We start from the raw sequence: 25,528 nt of genomic DNA on the forward strand, positions 1-25,528 counted from the left end.
ATGTCCCCGTCACGACGACGCTTCCTCCTCGGCGCGACCGGGCTCACCGGTGCGACTGCAGGCTGTCTCTCGTACGTCAGGCGCGTCAGTCCGGGTCTCTCCATCGGCAGCAGCTATCCCGACGAAATAGCACTCGAGATCGAAATCGCGCCCGACTACGGAGAGGACCCCGTCTTCACGGACCGAATCGTGATCGACGGCGAAGAGAGCCGAATCGAACGGGACGAGGTCGTCACCGGCTGGTACGGCGACGAGTTCTTCGTCTCCGTCAAGCCGGAACCAGCGCCTGAGTTGCTCGACGACGTGTTCCACACCTACTGGGAACTGACGTGCGTTGGAAACGACCGCATCGAGGACCACCTGCGGATTCTCGTTACCGAGTGGAAGGAGATTCGGCTTCGGCCGAACCGCTGTAGCTAACGCAAACCTCGTTCACACCTTCCCAAACCGCTCAGCCCGCTCAAGCCGCTCAGACAGCTCAGACCGCACTCCCCGGCTGATACTCCCCGAACTCGTCGCGCAACACGTTACAGATCTCGCCGACCGTCGCGTACGTCTTCACCGCCTCGATGATGTGGGGCATGAGGTTCTCGTTGCCCCGGGCCGCCTCGCGGAGGGACTCGAGTGCATCCTCCACAGCCGCCTCGTCGCGGTCGTCGCGGACGGATTGGACGTTCTCGATCTGGCGGCGTTCGTCCTCCTCGGTGATCTCCTCGACGTCCATCTCTGGGTCTTCGTCGACCTCGAACTCGTTGACGCCGACGATGATGCGTTCTTTGTCCTCGATTTCCTTCTGGCGGTCGAAGGCGGTGTCCTGGATCTGGCGCTGGACCCACTGCTGCTCCACCGCTTCGAGCATGCCGCCGCGGCTGTCGACCGCTTCGAGGATCTCGTAGGCCTCTTCCTCGACGTCGTCGGTGAGCGATTCGACGTAGTAGCTGCCGGCGAGCGGGTCGATGGTGTCGGCCGCGCCGGACTCGTGGGCGAGGATCTGTTGGGTTCGCAGGGCGGTGCGGACGGACTCCTCGGTGGGGAGGGCAAGCGCCTCGTCCTTCCCGTTGGTGTGGAGGCTCTGGGTGCCACCGAGAACGGCGGCGAGCGCCTGGTAGGCCACGCGAACCACGTTGTTCTCGATCTGCTGGGCGGTGAGCATCGAGCCCGCGGTCTGGGTGTGGAACTTGAGCTGTTTCGACTTGGGATCGTCCGGGTCGAAGCGCTCGTCCATGATGTCGTGCCACATCCGACGGGCTGCGCGGAACTTCGCAACCTCCTCGAAGATGTTGTTGTGGCCGTTGAAGAAGAACGAAAGCTGCGGGGCGAAGTCGTCGACGTCGAGTCCGGCCTCGATGGCGGCTTCGACGTACTCGATGCCGTTCCCCAGGGTGAAGGCGAGTTCCTGTGCCGCCGTGGAGCCGGCCTCGCGGATGTGGTACCCCGAAATCGAGATGGTGTTGAACTTCGGCGTCTCCTCGGCACAGAACTCGAAGATGTCGGTGATGATCCGCATCGACGGCTCGGGCGGGTAAATGTAGGTGTTACGTGCGATGTACTCCTTTAGAAGGTCGTTCTGGATGGTCCCTCGCAACTCGGCGCGGTCGACGCCCTGCTGGTCGCCCACGGCGATGTACATCGCGAGCAGGACTGATGCGGGCGCGTTGATCGTCATCGAGGTCGAGACCTCATCGAGTGGGATGCCGTCGAAGACGGTCTCCATGTCCGCGAGCGAGTCGATGGCGACGCCAGCTTTCCCGACCTCGCCGGCGGCCATGTCGGCGTCGGAGTCGTAGCCCATCTGCGTCGGCAGGTCGAACGCCATCGAGAGCCCGGTCTGGCCCTGATCGAGCAGGTAGTGGTAGCGCTCGTTCGTGTCCGCGGGCGTCGAGAACCCGGCGTACTGGCGCATGGTCCACAGCCGGCCCCGGTAGCCGGTGGAGTAGACTCCGCGCGTGTACGGCGCCTCGCCGGGATAGCCCAGGTCCTCCTGATAGTCGAGAGTCGATACATCGTCCGGCGTGTAGAGTCGGTCGACCTCCTGGCCACCCGTATCGGTCGTGAACGTCTCCTGGCGCTCACCGAACCGATCGAGGACCGGTTCGACGTCGTCGTCGTGCCAGTCCTCCCGGCCGGCACGGATCTCCTCGAGTTCCTCGGGGTCGAACATTACGAATACCGACGACCGGCCGGGGCTTGAAGGTTGATGAACGTGCCCGTGTTGCCACCGGCACTCACCAGCCGCTCTTGCGGTCGTACAGCGGTTCTCTGCTCCCGGACGTGACCACGACACTCCATCACCGAAACACGACTACAACCCTCTCATCGGCCGCAGTCAGATCGCGTCGTCCGGATCGTGACTCGACGCTACTCGAGTCGCCTCCGTCGCGTACCGATCCTGTGTCTCGTGGTCGTCGACCGTGCCGAGGTCGTCGCGCGAGACGGTTAGACTGGCTTTCGTCTCCCGTGCCGGGCCTGTAAAGCTCGTGAGCGCGCGTTCGCGACGGTGGTAGTAGCGACCGTCCGGTGTCGCGTACACGAGGATAATCAGGTTCAGTTCGTCGTCGCCGTACGTTCGTTCGACGAGCCAGACACGGGTTTCGGCGTCGTCGTCGAGCGTACTCGAGTCCTGGGTGTCGTGGGTGTCGTTGGCGTCGTTGGCGTCGTTGGCGTCGTTGCCGTTGCGAGCATCGCGGGCATCCCGGGTGTCGAAATTGTCGGTAGGCATTGGAATGGATCAGACGACGGACGGAGATCACCGAGTAACTAACGAGGGCACACAGCGCTTAGCGGCCGGTATCGTACTTGTACGTCGCCGATTCGGTGTCGATACCGAAGTCCTCCGGGCTGTCTTCGTCGGCCACCTCCGTGTCGCGATCGGACGCCTGTTTGAACGCCTCACGGAGTCGGTCCGGCATCCGGAACCGATCGATCTCGAGGGCGTGGGCGACGGCATCCGGATCGGTTTGTTCGCGCTTCGCCTCGAGTCGGTGCTGGAGCGCTTCCGGAAGCTTCGATTCCTCGATTCGCCGGAAGCCGAACTGTGCGAGGTACTCGCCTTCGCCCGTCAGCGAGTAGACGGTGTCGAATCCCTCGTCGCTCGCGTACTCGATGAGTCGCTCGATGACGTGTGCGCCGATTCCCTGCCCGCGCCAGTTATCGAGGACGCCGATGCTGGTGAGTTCGCAGACGGCGGTTCGCTGGTCGTCGTCCGAGTTGCCATCGCCGTCGCTGTCACCATCGCCACTGTCACTACTCTCACTACTGCTCCCCCCATCCTTGTGGATCCGAATCCGGCCAAATCCAGCCTTCTCGCCGGACTCTTCGTCGACCGCGATAACGTAGTCACGGGACCGGAACGCCGTGTCGTCGAGTCCCATCGACTCGATGTGGTCGAGTAACCAGACCTCCTCCCGGTTTTTCGCGTCCCGTACGTACATGATTCGATATTCGACCCGAACGGCCAAAAGGGTTTGCGGGGCAGTAGCGGCGGCGTCCCGAAGATCGTTCGATGTTCGCCTTCCCGAATACCTATACCATAGCCATGCGACACGTCTCCAATGGCCACGACAGACGACCTCGACACCGAGACAGCGGACGTACTCGAGTCCCTCGCATCGCTCCCGACAATTGCACATCCGACGATCTCGCCCGATGGCTCGGAGATCGCGTTCTACTACGACGAGACGGGGAGAAACGAACTCCACGTGCTCGACGCAGAGACGGGGACACTCGAGCAGTGGTCCGAGGGCGACGTGCCGCGAAACGCGCGCTGGTTCCTTCGCTGGGACGCGGACGGAGAACGCGTGTTCTTCCACCAGGACGAGGGTGGTGACGAGCAGAACGACATCTACGCGCTCTCGCGAGCGGGAGCGGTCGAATCTGTCGTCGAAATCGACGGCCAGGCGGTTCTGAACGACGTGAGCGACGATGGGGAGTCGCTGCTGTTTACCTCGAACCGCGACGGCCAGATGAACGCGTATCGGTACGACTGCGCCACCGATGAGGTGACCAAACTCACCGACTACGAGCGCGCCGTTGGCGCGCTGTCGTTCTCGCCGGAGGGGGACCGGATCGCCTACGCGACGAACGAGACGGACGACTTCGACAACATGGATGTTTACGTCGCGAACGCCGACGGCTCCGAGCCGCGAAATCTGTCGCTCGGCGACGTGGGTGCGGAGTCGGCACCGATGGACTGGGGGCCCGACGGAGAACGGTTACTGGTCACGGACAATACGACGGACCTTGGCCGCGCGGGTGTCGTCGATCTCGCTGCGCTGGACGAGGTTACCCTCGAGCCCGATGGCGACACCGAAAGCGACGCTGGCGACACCGACGCCCGGGCAGCAGCCGAAGACGCCGTCACCTGGTTCAGCGACAGCGATTCCGAGGAGTCCCCCATCGGATTCCTGCCCGGTGGCGAGCGCTTCTTCACACTGCGCGATCGTGCGGCCCAGTCAATCCCCGTCGTTTACGACATCGAGACCGGTGAGAGCCGCGAACTCGACGTTCCCGAGGGGATGACCACCGTCGGCCGAATGGGACCGAGCGACGTCGCCATCGACGAGAATCGCCTCTTGCTTCAGCACACGAGTCCGACGACCCGGACGGAACTGCTCGTCTACGATCTCGCAACCGACGAGTACGAGACGCTCCTCGAGGCTGAGTACGGCCCGTTCTCGCCCGATGACTTCGCCGACGCGGAGTACCTCACAGTACAGTCCAACGGCGTTCCGGAGACGCCCGCCGAAGCAGTCGACCACGAGCCAGCCGACGAACTCGAGATCGGCGCGCTGCTGTACGACTCCGGCGAACGCCCGTCGCCGCTGCTCGTCAAGGTCCACGGCGGGCCGCGCGCCCGGGACACCAAGGGATTCAACCTCTACACGCAGATGCTGGTCATGCAGGGCTTTTCCGTTCTCGAGGTCAACTACCGCGGCTCGACCGGCCGCGGCCGCGAGTTCGTCGAGGAACTCATCGAGGACTGGGGCGGTGCCGAGCAGGGTGACGTGGCGACGGTCGCCGAGCACGTCCTCGAAACGCGCGACTGGCTCGACGAGGACCGCGTCGTCGTCTTCGGCGGCTCCTACGGCGGCTACTCGGCCTACTGGCAGACGGTGCAGTACCCCGACCTGTACGATGCCGGCATCGCCTGGATCGGCCTCACGGACCTCGAAGAGCAGTACGAGACGACGATGCCCCACTACCGGATCGAACTCATGGAAAAGTACCTCGGTACGCCCGAGGAGAACCCGACCCTGTATGAGGAACGCTCGCCGATCACGCACGCCGAGAACCTCGCCGCGCCGTTGCTCATGGTCCACGGCGTCAACGACACCCGCGTCCCCGTCTCACAGGCCCGGCGCTATCGCGAGGTACTCGAGTCCCTCGGCTACGAGTTCGGCCCCGATGGCGACGTCGAGTACGAGGAACTCGGCGAGGAGGGTCACGCGTCGACTGACCAGCGCCAGCAGCTACGGACGTTCGAATTGCTGGCGGACTTCCTGGATCGGCGAGTGCACGCGGCGGAGTGAAGGTTGAGGGGAGCGGGAGTGAGTTGAGGTCGTACACCTCTGACCCGGCCCGCTGAAGGACGCTGGCTGGTATAGACTCTCCCTCGTTACGTTAGAAACGAACAATCACGCTTTTGCGCCACCTCAGTGTGGCTAGCGCATGACATCTTCCACGAACTCGACCGGTTCTGGTTCGACCGAGTCCGGTGGATCGTTCCGCGAGCGAGCGATACGGGTGGTCATCTCGATCGTCGTGTTGGTCCCCGTAACCGTGTTCCTCGGCTACGGTGGCTGGATCGTGCTCACACTGACTGCGAGTGTCGGTCTGTACGACCCGAAGACGGATGATGGCGAGCCACTTCGCCATCGGCTGGCCGCCTGGCCGGATCGTAACAGAGATGTGATGCGAACGGACGGGAAGGAGCCACTCCCGCTGAAGCCGTAGCAGTCGGGCACCTATCCGCTCGCCAGGGCTGCCTCCAGGCGCGATTCGATCTCGTCGAGTTCGTTTCGCAGTTCCTCTCCCTCCTCGCCCTCCAGTGCGTCGATTTGCTCAACGAGTCCCTGCAGCCGCAAGTACTTCTCGTCTTCGTCGACGCTCGTCTTCTGGACGTAGACGCTCTCGTCCGTCTCGTACACCTCGGCGTCCGAGAGGTCCGTCACGGAGATGACGACATCCAGTTTCTCCTGGTCGACGCCGAGAACCCACTCGCGGGGCACGTCGTGCTCGTCGAGCGCCTCGAAAACCGCCTCCTCGTCCATCGGCCGGCGACGCTCGCGGACCGTCCGCCGAACGGTGCCGTACCGACCGTGAAGCGCCTGATCCGGGCCGAGTCGGTCGAGCAGCGCGTTCCGCGCCGACCGGCGGAGCCGGTCCGCACCGTGCTGGACATCCGAGGCGAGGACGTAGAGATCCGTGAGGGAATCCGTCTCGAGTACCCCCGGCTCGTCCGCGTCCTCGAGTCCGTCGAGCAACGCGGCGAGCAACAGTCCGTCGTCGTGGACGCGCTCGGGCTGTGTGCGTGCCTCGGCTGCAGAGACGAGGTACGGACTCTCGCCGGCCACGGCCTCGTCATCGCGGCGAATGGTGTCGTCCGTAACCGTGTACGCTCCAGAAAGCGTCAGTAGCACTGCGTAGGGTTCGACGCCCGGTTGCAGGGTTTCGATGGCGAGTCCGTTCTGGTCACCCGCCGCGAGTTGCGCTGTAAGCACGCCAAACTGCTCGCGCCAGAGGGTGTGCCTCTCACCACTGTCAGCGAATCGGACGACGATCCGGTCGTCCGCAGACCGCACGATATCGAATCGGCGTTCGGAGACCGGCGTCTCGAGGACGGCCCCGGACTCGAGTTCGGTACACGCTGTACGGAGGGCGTTCCAGCGGTCGTCGTTCATGGCGGCTACTCCACCGACAGCGGCCAAAAAGCGACGGCAAGCAGGCGCACGGATCGTTCGGCTGCTACCTGCTGTTTCTTCCCGCGATTCTCCTCCAAAATTGTGGTGTGAAGCAACAAAATTATACTCACCGTGACAGACTACCGCGTATGGAACGGCGAGCCCTCCTCACGTCGCTCTGTTTCCCACTGTTTGCTTCTGTCTCCGGCTGTCTGGCACGGGAACAGTCCCCGCGACTGTCTCAGTTGGCCGTCAGCAACTTCACTGCCGAACCGGTCCGCGTCGGAGTACGCCTCACAGACGGCAGCGAGGCGGCGTACGAGGACACCGTCAGTCTCGACGCAAACACCGAAGACAGGATCGTTCCATCGACAGTGATCGACGACGAACTCCCCGAGGATCACGGGGCAGCCGTACTCGAGTACGGCCTGGCTGGATCACCACTCGAGACGCTGGAGCTGTCGGACTACGTCGAGTCCGATTGCGGGAAAGTCAATCTCAATGTTCGGGAGGAGACGGTCGAGGCGTTCGTCTCTTCGGGGTGTTGATCGCTCGGCTTCGTGGTGTTGATCCCTCGGCACTCGAGGTGACTGTGTAGTGAGTTGACGGCGTTGGGCAACCATCGTTCAGGATACGAGAGTGCCGACGCTACGACTCGCTCGGATACGCGATCGTCGAGAGCAGTGCGTTCTCGGCCTGTCGCGAATCCAGCCGGGTGTGCTGGCAGACGACCGGCACGTCGGATTCGATCACGCTGGCGAACGGCGTTCCCGTCGGGATTTCTTCGGGATCCTCGAACTCGTTGAACCGCAGGTGTTTGGTCCGTTCGGCGGGAATAGTCTTCTCGAACGGTCCCGCCGGCTCACGGTCGGTAAAGTAGACCGTAATCTCGATGCTGGCGTCCTCGTCACTCGTATTCAAAATGCAGATGGATTCGTGACTCAGCATCTCGGGTTCGGGGCCGTTGCTCCCTTCGGGGATGTACCCCTCGGGAATCGTCCAGGTGGTCTTCCCTGTGGCCATCGTGTCCTCTTCTGGGCCATGAATCGGCCTGAAACGAGGGCCTGTATGGGCAGGTACTGCCTGCGTCGGGGGCTGTCTCAGTCTCAGTCTCAGTCTCAGTCTCGGTCTCAGGAGTTCACTCTGTGGCCGTGGGTACTCGAGTCCAGCCCGATCTGTGCGGGCCCATTGCGGACTTGGGAGACGCCACTCGACGCGAGTTCGAATACTGGTCTGGTACCGCGTGGCGTACAGCTAAGGCCCCGGCCGAACAACTGTGCGCTATGCTTCACGCGAAGGGGCCGCTGCTGACCGTCGATGTCGGTGAGCGAACGGCCACTGAAACTGAAATCGACGATCTGCTCGCCGAAACCGTCGGCGGGCGGGCGACCGCGACCGCACTGGCACACGAGCGGATTCCGTTCGACGCGGAGCCGTTCGGACCCGCAAACCGCGCCTACCTCTCGACGGGACCGCTCCAGCAGTCCCAGATGTCCTTTACGGGTCGGATGAACATGACCGGGCTCTCGCCGCTGACAGAGGGGCTCGTCTCGACGAACGCCGGCGGCTACCTCTCGCGTAACTTCGTCGAGGCTGGCATCAGCGTTTTCGAGGTCGTCGGCGAGAGCGACGAGCTGCTCGCGATCCACGTCACCGACAGCGGCGTCGAGTTCGAGGAAGTACCCGAACTCGAGGGCGCGACGGTTCCCGAGACCTCCGACTACATGGCCGACCACCACGACCTCGGTCCCGAGCACTGCATCGCTATCGGCCCGGCGGGCGAGAACCTCGTCCGCTTCGCGTCGGTGATGACGTTCGACTCACGGGCGTTCGGCCGCGGCGGCCTCGGCGCGGTCCTCGGATCGAAGAATGTCAAGTGCGTCACCTTCGAGGGTGACGGCGACGCAGCACCCGAGGTCGACGTCGAGATTCCGAACCCGCCGGAGATGGACATCCACCGCGAGGCGGCCACCTCGGACGATCGGATGCGCCGCCAGGGGACCACCGGCGGGACGGAGTTCATCAACGACAATTTCTCGCTGCCGACGCGCTACTTCGAGGAGTACGAGTTCGAGGACGCGGACGGGATCGGCGGCAACGCCGTCGAGGAGAAGAAGTACAAGAAGGGTGCCTGTTCGGCCTGCGCTTACGCCTGCAAACTGCCGACGCGGGACGAAGAGCGCGGCGTCGAGACGGAGGGTCCAGAGTTCGAGACCGTCTACGCCTTCGGCTCGATGCACGGCGTCGGCGACATCGTCGACGTGATGCAGGCGAACGAACTCTGTGACAACTACGGGATGGACACCATCTCCGCGGGCGTCACCGTCGCGGCCTACCTCGCGAGCGAGGACGAGTTCGGCAACGCGGAACTCGCCCAGGAGATCACCGAAAAGATTGCCCGCCGCGAGGGCGTCGGCGACACGCTCGCGGAGGGCGTCGCCCGCTGTCACGACGACCTCGGTGTCGAGAACCTCACCGTGAAGGGCATGGAGTTCGCCGCCCACGACGGCCGCGTCCTCCACGGACAGGGCCTCTCCTATGCCGTTGCGAACCGCGGTGCGGATCACATGTACGCCGGCATGCTGAGTCTCGAGTACGCCGGTGAACTCGATCCGGAGGGGACTCTCGGCAAGGCCGACGTGCTGGTCGACCAGGAGAATCACAACGCCTTCCGCGACACGGGCATCGTCTGCGCCTTCGGCGGCGATTACGTCACCGAGGAGCGCCTGGAGACGCTGTTCGACGCCGACTACGAGGACCTCCTCGCGGTCGGCAAGCGAACGATTGAGCGCGAGCGCCACTTCAACAATCAGCGCGGACTCGACAGTGCGGACGACGTGCTCCCCTACGAGATTCCGGATCTCGAGGAAGCGGTCGCAGAGTACTACGAGGCTCGCGGCTGGAACGACGACGGGACAGTACCGGAGACGACGGATGCGGTCGCCTCGAGCGGAACGGCGGTTCCCTCGGACGACTGAGTTAGCTGAATCCACGCCGCTCACGTTCTTCGATTAAGCCAACACGAGCAGCGAAATCGCAATCACGAGCGCGACTGCCGGGAAAATCGCGAGGATCGCAAACAGAACGCCCATCCCGCCGTAGGTGAGCGCGATGCCGGCGATCGAGGCCCCCGCCGCGCCGATTCCGAAGACGCCGAGGTAGGTGTAGCCAAACGAGAGGCCGTGTACGTCGGCCGCGACGTACTTGCCGATCAGCGCCTGGTGGATCGGCGCTTCCATGTAGACGAAAAAGCCGAGCGCGGCACAGATCGCAAGCGTCGCCGTCAGGCCGGCCGAGGCACCGATCGGAAACAGTATTGAGACGACGACCAGCGCGGCGAGTGCGACGATGATCGCCCGCTCGGGCGAACGCGTATCGCTGAGTTTGCCGCCCGTGTACTGGCCAACCGCACCGATCAACAGCAGTCCGGCGTAGGCGTACTGGCTCGGATTAACCGTCTCGCCGGCAATTTCGACCGGCTCGAACACCGCCAGTCCGGCGAGCACGTCCGGCAGGAAGGTGAAGACACCCCGGTAGTAGGTCCCGGCGAGCATCGCGATGGCGAACACGAGGACGAAGCTTCCGGTAAACAGCAGTCTCGATTGGGCAGCGAAGGCGGCGACGCGGTCTCGCAACGACGGTGTCGGTGTGTCGACAGCGGGCTGGTGGTCTGTATTCGTACCAGACCCAGCGCCCGAGCCGTCTGCTGCTGGTTCCGCGATGGGGTCCCCGTCGGCCGTTGTCTCAGCCATCGCCGCTGCCTCGTCGAACTCGAGTCGAGTTGCTGCAGCGACGCCGACGAGCGCGGGGATGACGAACAGCGCGGCGACGACGCGCCAGTCGAGAACGGTCAGCATGATGGCCGCAACGAGCGGGCCGAGTGCGGTGCCGACGTTGCCGGCGACGCCGTGGTAGGCCAGAACGGTTCCCTGCTTGTCCGCACCGCGGGTGATCAGCGAGAGGCCAGCCGGGTGGTACAGGCTGGCTGCGGCCCCCCAGAGGACGAGTGCCGCGGCGAGCAACCAGACGTTCGCGGCGAGGCTGATGAGTGCGAAGCCACCGCCCATGCCGAGCATCGAGACGACGACGAGACGCGTCGACCCGTAGCGGTCCGCGAGGATGCCACTCGGGAGCGCGCCGACGCCGATGAGGGCGTAGCCGACCGCGACGACCGTTCCGAGGACCGCAGGCGAGATGTCGAAGGCGTCGAGCCAGAGCACGACGAACAGCGGAATCGTCAGCTCGTAGATGTGAAACGTCGCGTGGCCGAGCATCGTGAACTCCGCAATATCACGGTCGTTCCCCTCCATCGTGTGGCTCAGCCCCCGTAGACTGACGGAACGAGGCGAATTACGGCGTCCTCGCGAAGTTCAGTTGCCAGCCCGTCGATGTGGGTCACGTTTTTCTTGTCTAACGTAACGACCGTATCCCCGGCCAGCGTCGCTGCGTCCTCGTCGACCAGCTCGCCAGCCAGCGGCGGGTACTCGTCCTCGAGCTCACGGAGGAGGTCACCGACGGTCGTCGCGTCGGTCTCGTGGTACACCGTTTTCTCGTCGATGGCGTCACGAAACGGTCCGAAGAACACGCACTCGAGTTGCACGATATGCGAGTGTTTCTCGTGGGATGTCTTGTAGGCGACGGTCGCGGCGATAGACGGCCGCGACACGACAGTCGCTCACTCCGAGCGGAGGGCTGGCACGTCCGCGGGCGTATCGAAGTCGTGGAAGTGTTCACCCTTCTCCTTGCTCAGAATGTTGAGCGCGGCGGATGCGCCATCACCGGCCGCGATGACGGCCTGCCACTCCTCCGCGCGGACCATCGCGCCGGTCGCGTACAGGTTCTCGACGCTCGTCTCCATATCGATGTCGACGTCGATGGCTCCCTCATCGTCGAACGCGATGTCCAGTTCCGTGTCCTCGGCCAGCGAGCGATCCGCGCCCGTCGCGAGGACGACGTACGTGGCCTCGTACGAGTTGTCCTCCGTCTCGACGCGGAAGCCGTCGGCTGCGGACTCAACGGCCGTGACCGACTCGCCGAGGTGTAGATCTGCGCCGCGGTCTTCGACCTGCCCGCGGGCAATCATCATGTACTCGTCGCCGCCGAGGCTGCGAACCCCGAGGTAGTTGAACAGGTGTGCCTTGTGCATCCAGGTGTCGTCTGTGTCGAAGACAGCGGTCTCGAGGCCGTTCTTCGCCGTAAACAGTGCCGCACTCAGGCCGGCGGGGCCGCCGCCGACGATGATCACATCGGACATACGCTACTCCGACCACGAACCAGCCGATAAACGATTTTATCGGAAAGGGAGACGCTCCTCAACGACTGATTGTCCGAACCGCTGGGCTCACGACTCGAGTACCAGTTGTTGTGTGCAGCGCGAGGACAACTCGAGTGCAACCGGTTCTGTTCTGTGCAGTACAGAGTCGTCCACCCGAGCGATTCGACCGTGTGGAACCGAGGTCAGGCGGTGCGATCGGACAGTGCGAGTGCCGTCGGATCGATCCGAGTTGCCGGTTCGCTCGTCGTCGCGTCCGAAATCGTGTACGTGGTGACGTTGTCGTCTTTCTCGACACGCTCTCGCGTACCGTCTTCGTCTCCGGTCGCAGGCTCTCGCTCCAGCACAGTCACCGCTTCCGCGAGCAGCGGCGCGAACACGCCCGCTACCGCGACCTCGACAGCCGAAAGGGGCCCCCGGACCACAACGCGGTCACCCGCCTTGATCTCGTAGTCGTCGATTAAATTCCGGGCGGACTCGAGTACCTGTGCGTGCGAGACGGCACGGCTCCCGTCGGTGAGCAGGCCGGTCTCGGGGGGAAGCGACTGCGGCGGGAACGAGGGATTCTCACTCCAGAGGCCGGCGTCGAAGTGCTTGATCCCCGGCGTTTCCGGCTTGTCGCCGTAGCCGAGCATGCTGGTCCCGCGGGGAAGCTCGTAGCGGTCAGACTCGAGTTCGTCGACGGGTGCGACGATCGCCTGCAGGTCGGTTTCCTGGGTCAGATCCGCTGGCGGGTTCGGGCGGGTCGTGGCTCCGAGAAGTGTCGCACCGAAGCAGGCGAGCAGAGCCACCGGGCCGTTACCGGTGACGCCGACAGTGACGCCCTCGCGGACGCCGGCGTGGCGCAGGAAATTGCCCGCCTTCCAGGCCGAGGTACAGAGCCAGTGGGCGTCGTAATCGCGACGTGTCGTGTCGACGAGGGCGGTCCGGTCTTCGCGGCGCTCCCGGGTGAACAGTTCGTCGACGGTGGCAACGTGCGCGGTCATACTGGCCACTGTGTGCCGCGGTGAAAAAAGCGCGCCGAAACGGGTGGCTGACGTGGCAGGCTTAGAACGCCCGCTTGATCTTCTCGAAGAACCCTTCGTTGACGTCGATCTCGTCGCCGCCGGCCTCGGCGAACGCCTCGAGCGCTTCGCGCTGTTCCTCGTTGAGCGAATCGGGGGTGACGACCTGGACTTTCACGAAGAGGTCTCCCTGACCTCGGCCGCGAAGCCGGGGCATCCCCTTACCGCGGATGCGGAAGGTTTCGCCGCTCTGGGTCGCTCGCGGAACGTCGAACTCGACAGCCCCGTCGAGCGTCGGTACTTCGACGGTGTCACCGAAGGTCGCCTGCGGGAACGAGATCGGCAGCCGGTAGCGCAGGTCATCGCCATCGCGTTCGAACTCCTCGTGTTCGCGGATCGCGATGTCTATCAGCAGGTCGCCGTGGCGACCGCCGTCTGGGCTGGGTGCACCCTCACCTTCCATGCGGAGGGTCTGACCCTCCTGAATGCCCGCGGGAACCTCGACGGTCAGCGTCGCCTCGTTGCGGACGTAGCCCTCGCCGCGACAGGAGCTGCAGGTTTCGGAGTAGAGCGTTCCCTCCCCCTCACACTGCGGACACGTCGTCGTCTGCTGGACGCGACCGAGTGGGGTCTGCTGGACCTGTGTCACCTGGCCCCGGCCCTGACACTCCGAACAGGTCCGGGAGTCGGCGTCCGGCGGGTGGCCCTCGCCACCACAGTCGTCACACTCCTCGGGGCGCTCGACGGTGAACTGTTTCTCGACGCCCTCGAAGGCTTCGTCGAGATCGATCTCGAGTTCGGTGCGCAGATCGCGCCCCTTCTGGGGGCGGCGGCGACCGCGACCGCGCCCACCACCACCGAAGACTTGCTCGAAGATATCGCCGAGACCGCCACCGCCCATACCGCCACCCATGCCGCCGAAGGGGTCGCCGCCCATGCCACCCATCCCACCGCCCATGCCGCCCTCGCTGGCGTCATAGCCGTGTTTTTCGGCCTGCTCGTAGCGGTCGTGGCCCATGCGGTCGTAGGCCTCGCGCTTGTCCTCGTCGGTGAGCACCTGCTTTGCCTTCTGGATCCGCTTGAACTTCTCCTCGGCGTCCGGGTCATCGCTGACGTCCGGATGGTACTCCGTGGCCTTCTTCCGGTACGCCTGTTTGATCTCCTCGGCGGACGCGTCACGGCTCACACCGAGTGCGTCGTAGAAGTCCTCGCTCATTCGTTGTTCCACCGATACTCGGTTGAGACACTTGAAACGACCGTTCCCGCGGGACGGTACTGATGAGGGAGTCCCCTCGTGATTACAGTGGTCACAGCACAGGTGTGGGCGCTACCAGTTGCTAGTCGTGGGGAGACAGCGGCAACTCCACGTCAGCTACAAACTGAAACCGGTCGTCACTCGAGTGGTCAATCACTCGGGACACACTCGAGTGTGACACGGATCGCTGTCCGATCTCGCGTTCCCGCACTGCTAAGTCAGCAGCGCGAGCAGCGGTCGGGTGATTACTGCTCGTCGTCTTCCTCGTCGACGTCGAAGTCGACGTCCTCGAAGTCGGCGTCGACGAACTCCTCGTCGTCGCCGCCGGCTGCGCCGCTTGGGCCTGGGTTCGGGCCGCCGCCCATACCGCCCATGCCGGCGCCGGCTGCGCCCGCTCCTGCACCTGCGCCGCCTGCTGCACCAGCACCGCCAGCGCCCGCTGCACCGGCATCGGCGTCCTGGTACATCTGCTTGCCGATCTCCTGCAGTTCGGTGCTCAGGTGCTCGGTCGCGGCCTCGATATCCTCAGCGGTCGCCTCGTCGTCGTCGATGGTGGCCTCGAGGTCCTCGATGGCGGCCTCGATGTCACCGCGAAGGGCGTCGTCGACTGCCTCCTCGTTCTCCTCGAGGAGGGTCTCGGCGCGCTGAATCGTGGCTTCCGCGGTGTTGCGGGCCTCGATGCGCTGGCGCTTTTTCTCGTCTTCTTCGGCGTGCTTCTCGGCTTCCTGTTGCATCTCATCGATTTCGGCATCAGAGAGGCCGGCGCCGCCCTCGATGGTGATCTCCTCGGACTCGCCGCTGCCCTTGTCCTCGGCGGAGACGTTGACAATGCCGTTTTCGTCGATCGAGAAGGTGACTTCGATCTGTGGCGTGCCCGCGGGTGCCGGCGGGATGCCGGTCAGGTGGAACTCGCCGAGCATCTCGTTCTTCTCGGCGAGTTCGCGCTCGCCCTGGAAGACGCGGACCTGAACGGTGGTCTGGTTGTCCGCGGCGGTGGTGAAGATCTTCGACTCCTCGGTCGGGATGGTCGTGTTCTTCTCGATGAGGCGCTCGAAGAGGCCGCCCTTGACCTCGATACCGAGGCTGAGCGGAGTCACGTCGAGCAGGACGATGTCGTCGACCTCGCCGCCGAGGACGCCACCCTGAATCGCCGCGCCGAGTGCGACGGCTTCGTCGGGGTTGACGTTCTTCTGTGGTTCCTTACCAGTGAGTTCCTCGACCTTCTCGCCGACCTGTGGCATGCGGGTCGAGCCGCCGACGAGGAGGACTTCGTCGATGTCATCCTTACTGTAGCCGGCGTCTTCGAGTGCTTGCTCGGTCGGCTCGACGGTGCGGTCGATCAGGTCCTGGGTGAGCGATTCGAACTTCGCACGCGTGAGAGATTCTTCGAGGTGGATCGGGCCGTCGTCGGTCGCGGTGATGAACGGCAGGTTGATCTCCGTCTCTTTCCGGCTGCTGAGTTCGATCTTGGCCTCTTCGGCGGCGTCCTTGAGCCGCTGGAGGGCCTGACGGTCCTCACGGAGGTCGATGCCGTGGTCGTCCTCGAACTGGTCGGCGAGGTAGTCGATGATGGCCTCGTCCCAGTCGTCACCACCGAGGTCGTTGTCTCCGTTGGTCGCGACGACCTCGTAGACACCGCCGCCGAGGTCGAGGATGGAAACGTCGAAGGTACCGCCCCCAAGGTCGTAGACGAGAACGGTCTGGTCGGAGTCGTCGTCGAGTCCGTAGGCCATCGAGGCGGCCGTCGGCTCGTTGATGATGCGCTCGACTTCGAAGCCGGCGATTTCGCCGGCGTCCTTGGTCGCCTGGCGCTGTCGGTCCGAGAAGTACGCGGGGACGGTGATGACGGCCTTCTCTACGTCGTCGCCGAGGTACTCTTCCGCGTCGCGCTTGATCTTCTGGAGGATCATCGCGGAGATTTCCTCGGGCGTGTACTCTTCGCCCTCGATATCGACGGTGTAGTCGTCGTCGCCGATGTGGCGCTTGATGGAAGCGATCGTCTTTTCGGGGTTCTGGATCGCCTGGTTCTTCGCGGGTTTGCCGACGAGCCGCTCGTCGTCGTCGGTGAACGCGACGACGGAGGGGGTCGTCCGTTCGCCTTCGGCGTTGACGATAATCTCCGGATCGCCGCCTTCCATGACGGCGAACGCGCTGTTCGTCGTACCGAGGTCGATTCCGAGAATCTTGTTGCTCGCCATTGTGGAGGGTATTGTGCGCACTTTGTTTTAAGCGTTACTAGCCAGCGTCACGAGTCGAATAAAATTCTAGATGGGCGGCTGTCACTGTGGAGTCGGGCGATTTCCTAGGTAGGGTTGCCGTAGTGGCAAAATTGGAGCGTAGTATCCCTGGTAACTAAGAATCAGGCGGCCAAAGTAATTCTTGAGTTCACCTTCAAACTACTAGGGTAACTAATATGTACCCCGATTGTGTGGTTGGAGGCAAGGAAACTCGGTTGGACGTGACATGCACATACCAGATGACGACTACACCCTCGAAGAGTTTTGCCGAGTAATCATAGACTCGCCTGAATCTGTCCTTGAGGGATACCACTACAACCAGATCAAATCCTTCTTCTATCTCACCGAAGACGGGTGGAGGGACTATTTGAATGATTATTATGAGACAGAGGATTTGGGTGGCATAACGAAGATTAGCGGCGAGTTTGTGAATAGAAAGGGGGCTGAACAGCCTGCTCGATTCTACATTGGAGAATATGAAGACAACTTACAAATGGTCATCACTGCCGAGACTGAAGAAGCAATTCGGCAGGTATTGTTGCCGACCTTTGATGGTAGTGATCACATTTCGCCGATGCCAATCATGACCGAGGATTTCCAACGGATGAATGATATGGTTCTCACACGATATGAAGATATGCGCATTTCTGAATTTAAATCAAAACGAGTGCCCAGTTTGGCTGATGCACGTATTCGCCCAGATGTCGATCGAGAGATTGAGTACAAGGGTATTGACGGTCGCGATCGCCTGGATGAGCTCCGCTCTGAGTATGGGGTTGTTCCAACGCGGATTCAGTATGAACATGAAAATGTCTCGATGAAGATAGACACCTCTGGTAAGTTCACACTACTCACTGTCAATAAAGATAGCTTTAACATTCTATTTGATCTGGTGAAAGAAGTTGTTGAAAGTGTTCTTGAATTGCGAGATGTAGCACGCAATATTGAGTTTAAGAAGCGCGAGGTGATGCCGGGAAACTTGAAAGTACAGGTGCCGGAAGTAAGTTCTGGTGAGATCCGTTTCGACCAGCAAGTTACACTGATGCAAGCTGAAAACCTTGTCCATGGTGCCAAGAATAGCGAAAATATGAATTTTAGCTTCACAGATGTTACGAAAGAGGCAGGTTCCTTGGACTTTTCAGCACAAGTTGCGGACGAAAGTCGCGGGTCCTTATTCAATGTGAGTGCTACAGAAGAGTCGATGCGGATTGTCCCAAAACATAATTGTTCGTTTCCTTCTCTTGTCGAATTTTACTTAGCTGTAATTCAGTTGGTAGACGGCGGCGCGAAAATGCACCTATACGAATCTCAGTTAGCAGCATAATATGACGAACGTAGACCCACCCGATTCGGTGCCTGTGGGTCAAGAAACTAGGTTCCGTGGACTCTACGGCAAATGCATCCACAACAAACTCCAGAAATTTCCTGAACAATCCAAACGGGAAGATCTGCGTGAAGAGATCGACATACAACAGGCGCATCGAAAGCTAATTAGTTATTCTATTTTCCCATTTTCACAGGGGAGTCCCGGTGGTTACAAATTTGTTACTGCTGAACCGCTCGAGGAGCTAGAGGTTCCCAACTTTGACTTTCTATTGTGGAATTTAGATGGGAGTGTCATTCTTGGTGAAGCAAAGTCTTCCATTCCAAGTAACGCGACAACCGTTGTGAATCAACTGAACAAACGGAAAGAGGTTGCTGAAGTATATAAAGAGTACTTAGAACGTCGATATCTTGGCTCTGAGATCAACCATATGGAATTCGTGTTGGTAACCTACGTCCAACATGGTGACAAGATTGCGAGAGAAATCATTGAAGAAGGGGAAGAGTTCATCACTTGGGTTGTAGATGCACATTCGGACACACTTTTGATTCGACAAGCGCGACCACAGTCGTTTCCTGATAACTTAGAATCGGAGGATCCTGACGAAATGTTATCTGAACTTGATCGGCGACATACACATGATGTAAGAAGGCTCAATGGTGAACTTGATCGTGTTGGGACGAGCTTTGGTCAAGCAGATGTCTTACCCACATCGATTATTGTAGATCAACTTCGTGTAATTGTACAGTCTCGCCGCGTGGAAGACCGGCATCCATGTATTGACCATAGGGATATAGTTGAGTATGTTTCCAATAGCTCCTTTAACTATTCTGATGGTAAAATTGACAGTATTGTAACCGATTTGGTTGAAGCTGGAAAACGCATTAACTTCCTATGTGAGTGGGATGATAACCGTGCAGACTACAAAATCGTCTCTAACTATACGGCTCGTGACGACCTAGAAGTGGTGCTTGAGAACAAGTGGGTAGAATGGCGGATTGAAAATATGAAGGATGCACTGCGTGAAGACTGTAAAGAGAAGGCAATCTCTGAAATTGACCAGCAACAGGACTTAGCAGCATACGGTGGTGGGGTTATAAAGGAGAATGTAGAATCCAATGAAACAGATAAGTAGCCAAGATCATCATCTATAGATCCTTTCATTCAGACATTGACCTGGAATCGGTGAACAAAATGTAACTTAGCTATTATAATTTCTTATTTAGTATATGTATCTAGTCAACCGGTATAAAGACCTCCCTATTCTTTCCTAAATACGGCGATAGTTATAAGTGAATACGAAATAACAATTAGGACGGAAGCCATTAAACGGACACGAAAGTGTCCCGAGTGGTGCAACACTCGAGACGTGGCTTCCAAGCCGATGAGGCTTTGCAGCCATGATTGCGTACATTCTCACGGGATATAAACATCCCGCACGACTAACGCATTGCCCAAGACAACCAGCAGCAGCGCTCTCCTGCCGAGCCACGGACTCACGGCGGTGTCGCCCCGCATGAGCCACGACAGTGATCCCGAGCCAGCGTCTGCGACTGGTTCCACTGGCGACCCCGTACTCGAGTTACCTCCATGCCCACGCTGTGACACCCCCGTCACCCGCACCACCGTTATCGGCCCCACCGACGCTATCGCCGGCCCCTGTGGCTGTCGCGTTGCACCTGGGATCACCAGGCGGGACCGAGATCACAACCACGGCCCAGGTCGCGACCGTGAGCACGAGTACGAACACAGGCATGAGCACGACACCAGCGACAGCGGGGATACCAGCACCTGACTGGGGCAACAGGAGAGTGAGTGAGTCACACACCGAACTGTTTTTGACAACTCGAACACACGGTTAGTGCATGTCAGAAGGGTCCGCGGCAGAACGTATCAAGGAGCGCCGACGGAACGCGATCGACCCCGAAGCGTTTCTCCTCGAGATAGACGCAATCGAGCCGACCGACGAGGAAGAAGGGCTCCAGTTCACACCTGCGTTCACTGATCGTGTCGAGGAGCATCTCGGGAAACTCCAGACCGACGGTGTCGATCCGACTGATATCGGCGCCATCTTCGGCGTTGCAGATGATAACGTTTCCAAAGCCGACCGGTCGTATCCTGCCTACAAAACTGGCAGCACCGTCCGAAGTTGGCCCTCCGAAGGGGCTGTTCAGCTCGATGTCGCCGTCGAGAAGAGCATCCGCGAGGTGTCCGACGAGTGGGACGACGTTCCCTCCAGACAGCGCTACCGCATTCTCCAGTCGCTTCGGTCCTTCCAGGAGGCGTGTCTGTTCTGTTCGGGAGCGATCTCGATCAGCGACCAGACGGTCGAGTCGTGCTGTAGCAACGTCGAGGTCGTAACGGTCTCGTGTACCGACTGTGAGCGACGATTCCTGGAGTTCACGCCGGATTCGGTTCCGGGGATGTGACGATTCAGCACGACAGTTCTCGGATGGCCGGGTGGCTGGGTGGACTGGTAATCGGGTGACCGGACAACCCGTAACCGGAGAACCCGGTAGACTGGTGCTCCGATACCCAACTCACAAGGTGAACAACACTCTTGTCGATTCGAACACAATTCGTGAGCGATGGCGTTTCCTGGCCCGATCGACCGTCTTCACCAACCCGAGTACACCGGCGACAATCGCTGTCTCCCGTGCACTGCCGTCAATATCGTTCTCGCAGTCCTTCTCAGCGCCATAGCGGCTGTACTGACCTGGGTCGGGACGGGACCGGTTGTCGCACTGGCTGTTGGGGCCGTCGTCTTCTGTTGTGCAGTCGGTCTGATTGCCGTCCGCGGCTACCTCGTTCCGGGAACGCCCGAACTCACGAACCGATACCTCCCGGACCGGTTGCGCCGACGCTTCCACGACCGCGAGCCAGGAGTCGACGACGGTGCGGATCTCGACCTGGCGATGAAAGGGATCGGAGCCAGCCCCACGCAACCTGACGAACGCAGCGACGGTGACGAGTCCGAGACAGCGGCCGAGACCGATACGAGCTAGTCGTGTTCGAACACGAATACAGATACAAACACCAACACCACTAGCAACAGCAACACCACCAGCAACAGCAACACCGCCAAAACTGACGACTGAAGTCCCAAACCCAGCGAACTACTCCTGAACGACAGTGCCGTTGTACTCGTCGCTGGCCTGGGTCGACTCGAGTGCCCCTTCAGCGTAGCGGTCGTCGTGCAACAGACACGCAATTTCGTGTGTCGGCGAGTGCTCGACGTACTCCGGCGCTGTCGACTCACACGGTGAGACGAACGTGTCCTCGAGGAGTGCTGCACACGCCTCTGGCCCTCGGTCCCGGAGTTCAGCAATCGCGTCAGTGACCACTGATTCGGCTGTCGTATCCGACAGTTCGGGCGGGAGACCGAACTCGTCGCGAACGAGACCGTCTAACCGCTCGTGTGAGAGACTCGATTGGTCCTCGCGAATGTCCTTGTCCGATTTGGTCAGCGTCAGGAGCTGTGTTACCTCCTCGGCTTCGTGTACCTGTAGTTTGAACGTCAACAACGAGCGCCACTCGGGCTGTTCGAGATCGAACTCTGCTGGCGGGATCACGCGGGGACACCGCGTGTGGAACTGACAGCCCGATGGTGGATCGATCGGCGACGGAACCTGTCCCTCGAGGAAGATCTGGTCGCCCTCCCAGAGTGGATCCGGTTCCGGAATCGCCGAGAGCAACGCCTCGGTGTAGGGGTGGTGTGGCTCGGCGAAAATCTCCTCAGTCGTTCCGACCTCGGCGAACTCGCCGAGATACATCACGGCGATCCGATCCGAGATGTGTTCGACGACGCTCAGATCGTGTGCGATGAAGATGTAGGCCAGATCGAACTCCTCCTGGAGATCCTCGAGGAGGTTGAGAATCTGGGCCTGCACGCTCACGTCGAGTGCCGACACCGGCTCGTCACAGACGATTACTTCCGGATCGACTGCCAGCGCCCTGGCGATACCGATCCGCTGGCGCTGCCCGCCGGAGAACTCGTGTGGATAGCGGTGAGCGTGACTCGGGTTGAGGCCAACGATGTCGAGCAGTTCGTGCACACGATCGATGCGCTCCTCGCCGTCGGCGATGCCGTGAATATCGAGCGGTTCGCCGATGATATCGCCGACGGTAAGGCGCGGATTCAGACTCGAGAACGGATCCTGAAAGATGTACTGCAGATCCGTTCGGAGGTCTCGAAGCCGACTACTCGAGAGTCCTGTTAGCTCGATCGCTTCGCGCTCGGCGTTCGGGCTGTCGTCTAGCTGCTGTCTGTAGTAGGCAGACCCATTAGTCGGTTCGATGAGTCGCAAGAGTGCCCGGCCGAGCGTCGTCTTCCCGCACCCACTCTCACCGACGACGCCGAGTGTTTCGCCCGGATACAGTTCGAGGTCGATATCGTTGACCGCCTTCACGGTCTGCTTTCGACCGAGGAGGTTATCGATGAACCCGCCTTCCGTCGTGTAGTGTTTCGTCAGGTCGTCGGTCCAGAGGATGGGCTCGTCGTGGTTACTCATGCTGCTCACCTCGTACTCGCTCGCTCAGATCGTCGTCAATGGTGACGTCGAAGCCGAGTCCGTGTTGCAGATCGTTGGTGTACTCGAGACACCGCGCCGACTGCTGGGAGCCGTTGGCTCCATCGCCCGTGGTGATCATGCCCGGCTCTGTTCGGGTACAGGCTTCCTCTGCGTACGGGCAGCGGGGATGGAAACTACACCCGGGTGGTGTGTCGATCAGGTCGGGCATTGCGCCCGGAATCGTCCGTAGCCGGTCGCTGTCGTCCCCGACGCGTGGGATCGAACTCATGAGTCCAACGGTGTAGGGATGTTTTGGATCGTAGTACAGCTCCTCGACCGGTGCTTTTTCGACGGCCTGCCCGGCGTACATGACCATCACGCGGTCACAGAGTTCGGCGACGACACCGAGGTCGTGCGTGATGAGTTGGATCGCCGTATCGAACTCATCGGTGAGTTCCTCGAGCAGGCTGAGAATCTTCGCCTCGGTGGTCACGTCGAGTGCGGTCGTCGGCTCGTCTGCGATCAGCACGTCGGGGTCACAGGACAGCGCCATCGCGATCACCGCACGCTGTTGCATTCCCCCGGAGAACTCGTGTGGGTAGTCGGAGTACCGGTTTTCGGCGTCGGGAATACCGACCTGATCGAGCAGTTCGATGCTGCGCTCTCTGGCGTCCTCGCTGTCGTACTCGAGGTGGTGTCTGATCGCTTCGGAGATCTGTTCGCCGACCGTGTACACGGGGTTGAGCGCGGTTTGTGCATCCTGGAAGATCATCCCGATCCGGTTCCCTCGGATCTGGCGGATCTCCTCGGTGGTCATCTCCAGGAGATTGTCACCGTCGAGCAGGATCTCGCCGCTCTCGATTTCGCCGGGACTCTCGATGAGTCGCAGTAGCGAGAGGGCAGTGACGCTCTTGCCAGCACCGCTCTCGCCGACGACGCCGAATTTCTCGCCACGTTCGATCGTGTAGGAGAGATTATCGACGGCGGTGACGACACCCTCCTGGGTGTAGAACGACACCGTCAGGTCGTTGACTTCGAGCAGTGCCATTATCCACCACCTCCGATGTCGTCGACCTGTGCATCGAGTGCGTCGTTGACCGCGTCACCGATGATGTTCATCGACATGACGAACAGGAAGATCATCAGGCCGGGGAAGACGGTTGCCCACCAGTCCCACGTGCCACCGGCACCCGTCGCGAGCGTATCAGATTCGGCGTCGAGGATCGTTCCCCATTCGGGCGTGCCGGGGTCGAAGCCGAGTCCGAGGAATCCGAGCGCTGCGACGCCGATAACGACGGTCCCGATACTGAGTGTCGCCTGCACGATAACCGGAGCGATGGCGTTCGGGATCACGTGGCGGAAGATCACTGACCGGTCTCGCGCACCGAGGGCCTTCGCCGCCATCACGTACTCGTTTTGTTTTACCTTCAGGATCTCACCGCGGATGATACGTGCGTAGGTCGCCCAGCCGACGAGCGCGAACGCGCCGACCAGCGGCCAGAAACCGCCGCCGAAGAGGGCGACGAGGATCAGTGCCAGCACCAGCCCGGGGAACGCGAAGACGACGTCGAGAATCCGCATGAGCACTTCGTCGACCCGTCCGCCGAAGTAGCCCGAAATGCTGCCGTAGATCACGCCGAACGTTGCCGCGAGTGCGGTAACAATGAGCCCGATCGAAATACTGTAGCGACCACCGGTGACGACGCGAGAGAACAGGTCTCGCCCGAGTCGGTCGGTCCCCATCGGATGTGACAGCGACGGCGCGGCGTATCGTGCGCCGACCCCGGTCTGCGTCGGATCGTACGGGACGATCGAAAAGGGCTGAATCGTGAACCCGCCTACCGAAATCGGCTGTGAAAGCAACGCGGCGAGTGACATCACGGCAACGACCGCAAAGCCCCCTAACGCGAGCCGATCCCGGACGATGCTCGACACGATTTTTCGCCACCGGCTCTCTAGCTCGTCAGCCTCCGATTCGCTCCAGGCATCCAGTGAGTCCTGATCTTCGATACCGTCAGTATCGAAGCCCGAAATCTGAATTCGTCCTCTTTCTGTTGACATAGTTGTGATCAGTATTCGTCTCTAATTCGTGGATCGAGCAGTGCGTAGACGATGTCCGCGAGCAGGTTCGCGAGCACGATGAAGAAGCCAGTAAACAGGGTGATCGCCAGAATAAGATTGATCTCCCTGAGGTGGACTGCATCGATAAGCTCTCGACCGAGACCGGGCCATCCGAACACCGTCTCGACGACGACCGAACCGGCGACGATACTCGCAGTCAGGAATGCAGCAACTGTCGTGACCGAGATCAGCGAGTTCCGCAACACGTGCTTGAGAATAACGGTCCGCTCTGGGAGTCCCTTTGCACGCGCGGCGGTTACGTACTCTTTGTTTAGCTCCTCGGCCATCGAGGTGCGCATGATCCGCATCATGTTCGCCGCAGCTGCCGTCCCGATCGTGACACCGGGCAGGATCAGCCACCAGAGCATCGATGGAGAGAGCAACGATGTCTGTGGGTCGAGCGTCGGGAACCAATCCAGCTGAACGGCGAACACCGCCATCAGCATCAGGCCCAGCCAGAAGTTCGGGATCGAGATGCCCGAAAGGGCGACGAATCGGCTCACGGTGTCACCGAGCTGGTCCTTGTTGACCGCGGCGTAGATCCCGCCTGGGATCGCGATCAAGATTGCAAACACCCAGCCGAACAGGCCGAGTGCAATCGTCTCGGGAAGTCGAGCCAGTACGACGGCACTCACGTCGCGACTACTCGAGTACACCTCTCCGAAGTCGCCTGTCAATACCCCCTGCATCCAGTCGAGATACTGCACCCAGACCGGTTGGTCGAGCCCGAACTCGCGTCGCAGCCGAGCTGCCTCGTGTGATGGAACGTTGGGATTCGCCGCAACCAGCTGGTCTACGATGTCTCCCGGTGTGATGTGCATAAGCGCGAACGTAACGACTGAAACACCGAACAATACCGGGACTGAGGCCAGTATCCGTTTAAGAATGAATTTTTGTAAACTCAT

At 61.1% G+C, this 25,528-nt stretch carries 25 protein-coding genes; 10 read left to right on the plus strand and 15 right to left on the minus strand.

Annotation, left to right across the window (positions count from 1 at the left end; all coding sequences use genetic code 11):
• The gene (locus C483_RS02730) at nt 1–420 is read left to right on the plus strand and encodes a hypothetical protein (RefSeq protein WP_049912394.1); all 420 of its coding nucleotides are present in this window, start codon (nt 1–3) and stop codon (nt 418–420) included.
• A gap of 58 nt (nt 421–478) precedes the next feature.
• Here the strand turns inward: C483_RS02730 and C483_RS02735 are convergent, their stop codons facing one another.
• The 3 genes from C483_RS02735 to C483_RS02745 all read right to left on the minus strand — a co-directional run bounded on the left by C483_RS02735 (nt 479) and on the right by C483_RS02745 (nt 3,431).
• Complete coding sequence (locus C483_RS02735) at nt 479–2,161, minus strand: acyl-CoA mutase large subunit family protein (protein WP_006651815.1); 1,683 nt, start codon at nt 2,159–2,161, stop codon at nt 479–481.
• A 165-nt stretch (nt 2,162–2,326) separates the two neighbouring features.
• On the minus strand, nt 2,327–2,719 hold the full coding sequence (locus tag C483_RS02740; protein WP_006651816.1) for a hypothetical protein: 393 nt from the start codon (nt 2,717–2,719) through the stop codon (nt 2,327–2,329).
• Nucleotides 2,720–2,777: 58 nt separating this feature from the next.
• On the minus strand, nt 2,778–3,431 hold the full coding sequence (locus tag C483_RS02745; protein WP_006651817.1) for a GNAT family N-acetyltransferase: 654 nt from the start codon (nt 3,429–3,431) through the stop codon (nt 2,778–2,780).
• A 120-nt stretch (nt 3,432–3,551) separates the two neighbouring features.
• Here C483_RS02745 and C483_RS02750 point away from each other — a divergent pair, with 120 nt between their 5' ends.
• A complete protein-coding gene (locus tag C483_RS02750; protein ID WP_006651818.1) occupies nt 3,552–5,528 on the plus strand; it encodes a S9 family peptidase in 1,977 nt (658 codons plus the stop codon).
• Between the two features lie 139 nt (nt 5,529–5,667).
• Nucleotides 5,668–5,952, plus strand: coding sequence for a hypothetical protein (locus C483_RS02755; RefSeq protein ID WP_006651819.1), 285 nt, complete (start codon nt 5,668–5,670; stop codon nt 5,950–5,952).
• 11 nt (nt 5,953–5,963) lie between these two features.
• On the opposite strand, the gene C483_RS02760 is transcribed toward C483_RS02755, so the two are convergent.
• Nucleotides 5,964–6,899, minus strand: coding sequence for a hypothetical protein (locus C483_RS02760; RefSeq protein WP_006651820.1), 936 nt, complete (start codon nt 6,897–6,899; stop codon nt 5,964–5,966).
• A 149-nt stretch (nt 6,900–7,048) separates the two neighbouring features.
• On the opposite strand from C483_RS02760, the gene C483_RS02765 reads away from it, so the two are divergent.
• Nucleotides 7,049–7,447, plus strand: a complete 399-nt coding sequence (locus tag C483_RS02765) for a hypothetical protein (RefSeq protein ID WP_006651821.1) — start codon at nt 7,049–7,051, stop codon at nt 7,445–7,447.
• A gap of 100 nt (nt 7,448–7,547) precedes the next feature.
• Here the strand turns inward: C483_RS02765 and C483_RS02770 are convergent, their stop codons facing one another.
• Entirely contained in the window at nt 7,548–7,922 is a 375-nt protein-coding gene (locus C483_RS02770) for a sensory rhodopsin transducer (RefSeq protein ID WP_006651822.1), read from the minus strand.
• A 260-nt stretch (nt 7,923–8,182) separates the two neighbouring features.
• Here C483_RS02770 and C483_RS02775 point away from each other — a divergent pair, with 260 nt between their 5' ends.
• Complete coding sequence (locus C483_RS02775; protein ID WP_006651823.1) at nt 8,183–9,877, plus strand: aldehyde ferredoxin oxidoreductase C-terminal domain-containing protein; 1,695 nt, start codon at nt 8,183–8,185, stop codon at nt 9,875–9,877.
• A gap of 33 nt (nt 9,878–9,910) precedes the next feature.
• On the opposite strand, the gene C483_RS02780 is transcribed toward C483_RS02775, so the two are convergent.
• The 6 genes from C483_RS02780 to dnaK all read right to left on the minus strand — a co-directional run bounded on the left by C483_RS02780 (nt 9,911) and on the right by dnaK (nt 16,628).
• Entirely contained in the window at nt 9,911–11,209 is a 1,299-nt protein-coding gene (locus C483_RS02780; protein WP_006651824.1) for an MFS transporter, read from the minus strand.
• Between the two features lie 8 nt (nt 11,210–11,217).
• A complete protein-coding gene (locus C483_RS02785) occupies nt 11,218–11,550 on the minus strand; it encodes a MoaD/ThiS family protein (RefSeq protein ID WP_394295575.1) in 333 nt (110 codons plus the stop codon).
• Between the two features lie 24 nt (nt 11,551–11,574).
• A complete protein-coding gene (locus C483_RS02790) occupies nt 11,575–12,153 on the minus strand; it encodes an FAD-dependent oxidoreductase (protein ID WP_006651826.1) in 579 nt (192 codons plus the stop codon).
• Nucleotides 12,154–12,356: 203 nt separating this feature from the next.
• On the minus strand, nt 12,357–13,157 hold the full coding sequence (locus C483_RS02795) for a hypothetical protein (protein WP_006651827.1): 801 nt from the start codon (nt 13,155–13,157) through the stop codon (nt 12,357–12,359).
• A gap of 61 nt (nt 13,158–13,218) precedes the next feature.
• A complete protein-coding gene (gene dnaJ, locus C483_RS02800) occupies nt 13,219–14,391 on the minus strand; it encodes a molecular chaperone DnaJ (RefSeq protein WP_006651828.1) in 1,173 nt (390 codons plus the stop codon).
• A 284-nt stretch (nt 14,392–14,675) separates the two neighbouring features.
• Nucleotides 14,676–16,628, minus strand: a complete 1,953-nt coding sequence (gene dnaK / locus C483_RS02805) for a molecular chaperone DnaK (RefSeq protein WP_006651829.1) — start codon at nt 16,626–16,628, stop codon at nt 14,676–14,678.
• A gap of 265 nt (nt 16,629–16,893) precedes the next feature.
• Here dnaK and C483_RS02810 point away from each other — a divergent pair, with 265 nt between their 5' ends.
• The 5 genes from C483_RS02810 (at nt 16,894) to C483_RS02825 (ending at nt 20,996) form a co-directional block, all read left to right on the plus strand.
• The gene (locus C483_RS02810) at nt 16,894–17,991 is read left to right on the plus strand and encodes a hypothetical protein (RefSeq protein WP_006651830.1); all 1,098 of its coding nucleotides are present in this window, start codon (nt 16,894–16,896) and stop codon (nt 17,989–17,991) included.
• Between the two features lies 1 nt (nt 17,992).
• A complete protein-coding gene (locus C483_RS02815) occupies nt 17,993–19,126 on the plus strand; it encodes a hypothetical protein (protein ID WP_006651831.1) in 1,134 nt (377 codons plus the stop codon).
• Nucleotides 19,127–19,507: 381 nt separating this feature from the next.
• Entirely contained in the window at nt 19,508–19,786 is a 279-nt protein-coding gene (locus C483_RS19320; protein ID WP_083860383.1) for a hypothetical protein, read from the plus strand.
• A 70-nt stretch (nt 19,787–19,856) separates the two neighbouring features.
• Nucleotides 19,857–20,420, plus strand: a complete 564-nt coding sequence (locus C483_RS02820; RefSeq protein WP_006651832.1) for a hypothetical protein — start codon at nt 19,857–19,859, stop codon at nt 20,418–20,420.
• 159 nt (nt 20,421–20,579) lie between these two features.
• A complete protein-coding gene (locus C483_RS02825) occupies nt 20,580–20,996 on the plus strand; it encodes a hypothetical protein (RefSeq protein ID WP_006651833.1) in 417 nt (138 codons plus the stop codon).
• Between the two features lie 111 nt (nt 20,997–21,107).
• Here the strand turns inward: C483_RS02825 and C483_RS02830 are convergent, their stop codons facing one another.
• The 4 genes from C483_RS02830 to C483_RS02845 are packed head-to-tail and all read right to left on the minus strand — an operon-like array spanning nt 21,108 to nt 25,528.
• Nucleotides 21,108–22,502, minus strand: coding sequence for an ABC transporter ATP-binding protein (locus tag C483_RS02830; protein WP_006651834.1), 1,395 nt, complete (start codon nt 22,500–22,502; stop codon nt 21,108–21,110).
• Nucleotides 22,495–23,550, minus strand: coding sequence for an ABC transporter ATP-binding protein (locus C483_RS02835; RefSeq protein WP_006651835.1), 1,056 nt, complete (start codon nt 23,548–23,550; stop codon nt 22,495–22,497). The genes C483_RS02830 and C483_RS02835 overlap by 8 nt, the downstream gene beginning before the upstream one ends.
• Complete coding sequence (locus C483_RS02840) at nt 23,550–24,563, minus strand: ABC transporter permease (protein WP_006651836.1); 1,014 nt, start codon at nt 24,561–24,563, stop codon at nt 23,550–23,552. Before C483_RS02840 ends, C483_RS02835 begins: the two co-directional genes overlap by 1 nt.
• An 8-nt stretch (nt 24,564–24,571) precedes the next feature.
• Nucleotides 24,572–25,528: an ABC transporter permease gene (locus C483_RS02845; RefSeq protein WP_049912390.1), complete on the minus strand. Its 957-nt coding sequence runs from the start codon at nt 25,526–25,528 to the stop codon at nt 24,572–24,574.

It is taken from the genome of Natrialba hulunbeirensis JCM 10989 (genome assembly GCF_000337575.1).
GTDB classification, from domain to species: Archaea; Halobacteriota; Halobacteria; order Halobacteriales; family Natrialbaceae; genus Natrialba; species Natrialba hulunbeirensis.

What these genes read in the sequence shown, in the direction of transcription:
- C483_RS19320 (WP_083860383.1), top strand. Translation starts at nt 19,508, where the DNA reads ATGAGCCACGACAGTGATCCCGAGCCAGCGTCTGCGACTGGTTCCACT.
- C483_RS02820 (WP_006651832.1), top strand. Translation starts at nt 19,857, where the DNA reads ATGTCAGAAGGGTCCGCGGCAGAACGTATCAAGGAGCGCCGACGGAAC.
- C483_RS02730 (WP_049912394.1), top strand. Translation starts at nt 1, where the DNA reads ATGTCCCCGTCACGACGACGCTTCCTCCTCGGCGCGACCGGGCTCACC.
- C483_RS02845 (WP_049912390.1), bottom strand. Translation starts at nt 25,528, where the DNA reads ATGAGTTTACAAAAATTCATTCTTAAACGGATACTGGCCTCAGTCCCG.
- C483_RS02750 (WP_006651818.1), top strand. Translation starts at nt 3,552, where the DNA reads ATGGCCACGACAGACGACCTCGACACCGAGACAGCGGACGTACTCGAG.
- dnaJ (WP_006651828.1), bottom strand. Translation starts at nt 14,391, where the DNA reads ATGAGCGAGGACTTCTACGACGCACTCGGTGTGAGCCGTGACGCGTCC.
- C483_RS02830 (WP_006651834.1), bottom strand. Translation starts at nt 22,502, where the DNA reads ATGAGTAACCACGACGAGCCCATCCTCTGGACCGACGACCTGACGAAA.
- C483_RS02795 (WP_006651827.1), bottom strand. Translation starts at nt 13,157, where the DNA reads ATGACCGCGCACGTTGCCACCGTCGACGAACTGTTCACCCGGGAGCGC.
- C483_RS02755 (WP_006651819.1), top strand. Translation starts at nt 5,668, where the DNA reads ATGACATCTTCCACGAACTCGACCGGTTCTGGTTCGACCGAGTCCGGT.
- C483_RS02775 (WP_006651823.1), top strand. Translation starts at nt 8,183, where the DNA reads ATGCTTCACGCGAAGGGGCCGCTGCTGACCGTCGATGTCGGTGAGCGA.
- C483_RS02790 (WP_006651826.1), bottom strand. Translation starts at nt 12,153, where the DNA reads ATGTCCGATGTGATCATCGTCGGCGGCGGCCCCGCCGGCCTGAGTGCG.
- C483_RS02810 (WP_006651830.1), top strand. Translation starts at nt 16,894, where the DNA reads ATGCACATACCAGATGACGACTACACCCTCGAAGAGTTTTGCCGAGTA.
- C483_RS02760 (WP_006651820.1), bottom strand. Translation starts at nt 6,899, where the DNA reads ATGAACGACGACCGCTGGAACGCCCTCCGTACAGCGTGTACCGAACTC.
- C483_RS02840 (WP_006651836.1), bottom strand. Translation starts at nt 24,563, where the DNA reads ATGTCAACAGAAAGAGGACGAATTCAGATTTCGGGCTTCGATACTGAC.
- C483_RS02825 (WP_006651833.1), top strand. Translation starts at nt 20,580, where the DNA reads ATGGCGTTTCCTGGCCCGATCGACCGTCTTCACCAACCCGAGTACACC.
- C483_RS02765 (WP_006651821.1), top strand. Translation starts at nt 7,049, where the DNA reads ATGGAACGGCGAGCCCTCCTCACGTCGCTCTGTTTCCCACTGTTTGCT.
- dnaK (WP_006651829.1), bottom strand. Translation starts at nt 16,628, where the DNA reads ATGGCGAGCAACAAGATTCTCGGAATCGACCTCGGTACGACGAACAGC.
- C483_RS02745 (WP_006651817.1), bottom strand. Translation starts at nt 3,431, where the DNA reads ATGTACGTACGGGACGCGAAAAACCGGGAGGAGGTCTGGTTACTCGAC.
- C483_RS02770 (WP_006651822.1), bottom strand. Translation starts at nt 7,922, where the DNA reads ATGGCCACAGGGAAGACCACCTGGACGATTCCCGAGGGGTACATCCCC.
- C483_RS02740 (WP_006651816.1), bottom strand. Translation starts at nt 2,719, where the DNA reads ATGCCTACCGACAATTTCGACACCCGGGATGCCCGCGATGCTCGCAAC.
- C483_RS02835 (WP_006651835.1), bottom strand. Translation starts at nt 23,550, where the DNA reads ATGGCACTGCTCGAAGTCAACGACCTGACGGTGTCGTTCTACACCCAG.
- C483_RS02735 (WP_006651815.1), bottom strand. Translation starts at nt 2,161, where the DNA reads ATGTTCGACCCCGAGGAACTCGAGGAGATCCGTGCCGGCCGGGAGGAC.
- C483_RS02780 (WP_006651824.1), bottom strand. Translation starts at nt 11,209, where the DNA reads ATGGAGGGGAACGACCGTGATATTGCGGAGTTCACGATGCTCGGCCAC.
- C483_RS02815 (WP_006651831.1), top strand. Translation starts at nt 17,993, where the DNA reads ATGACGAACGTAGACCCACCCGATTCGGTGCCTGTGGGTCAAGAAACT.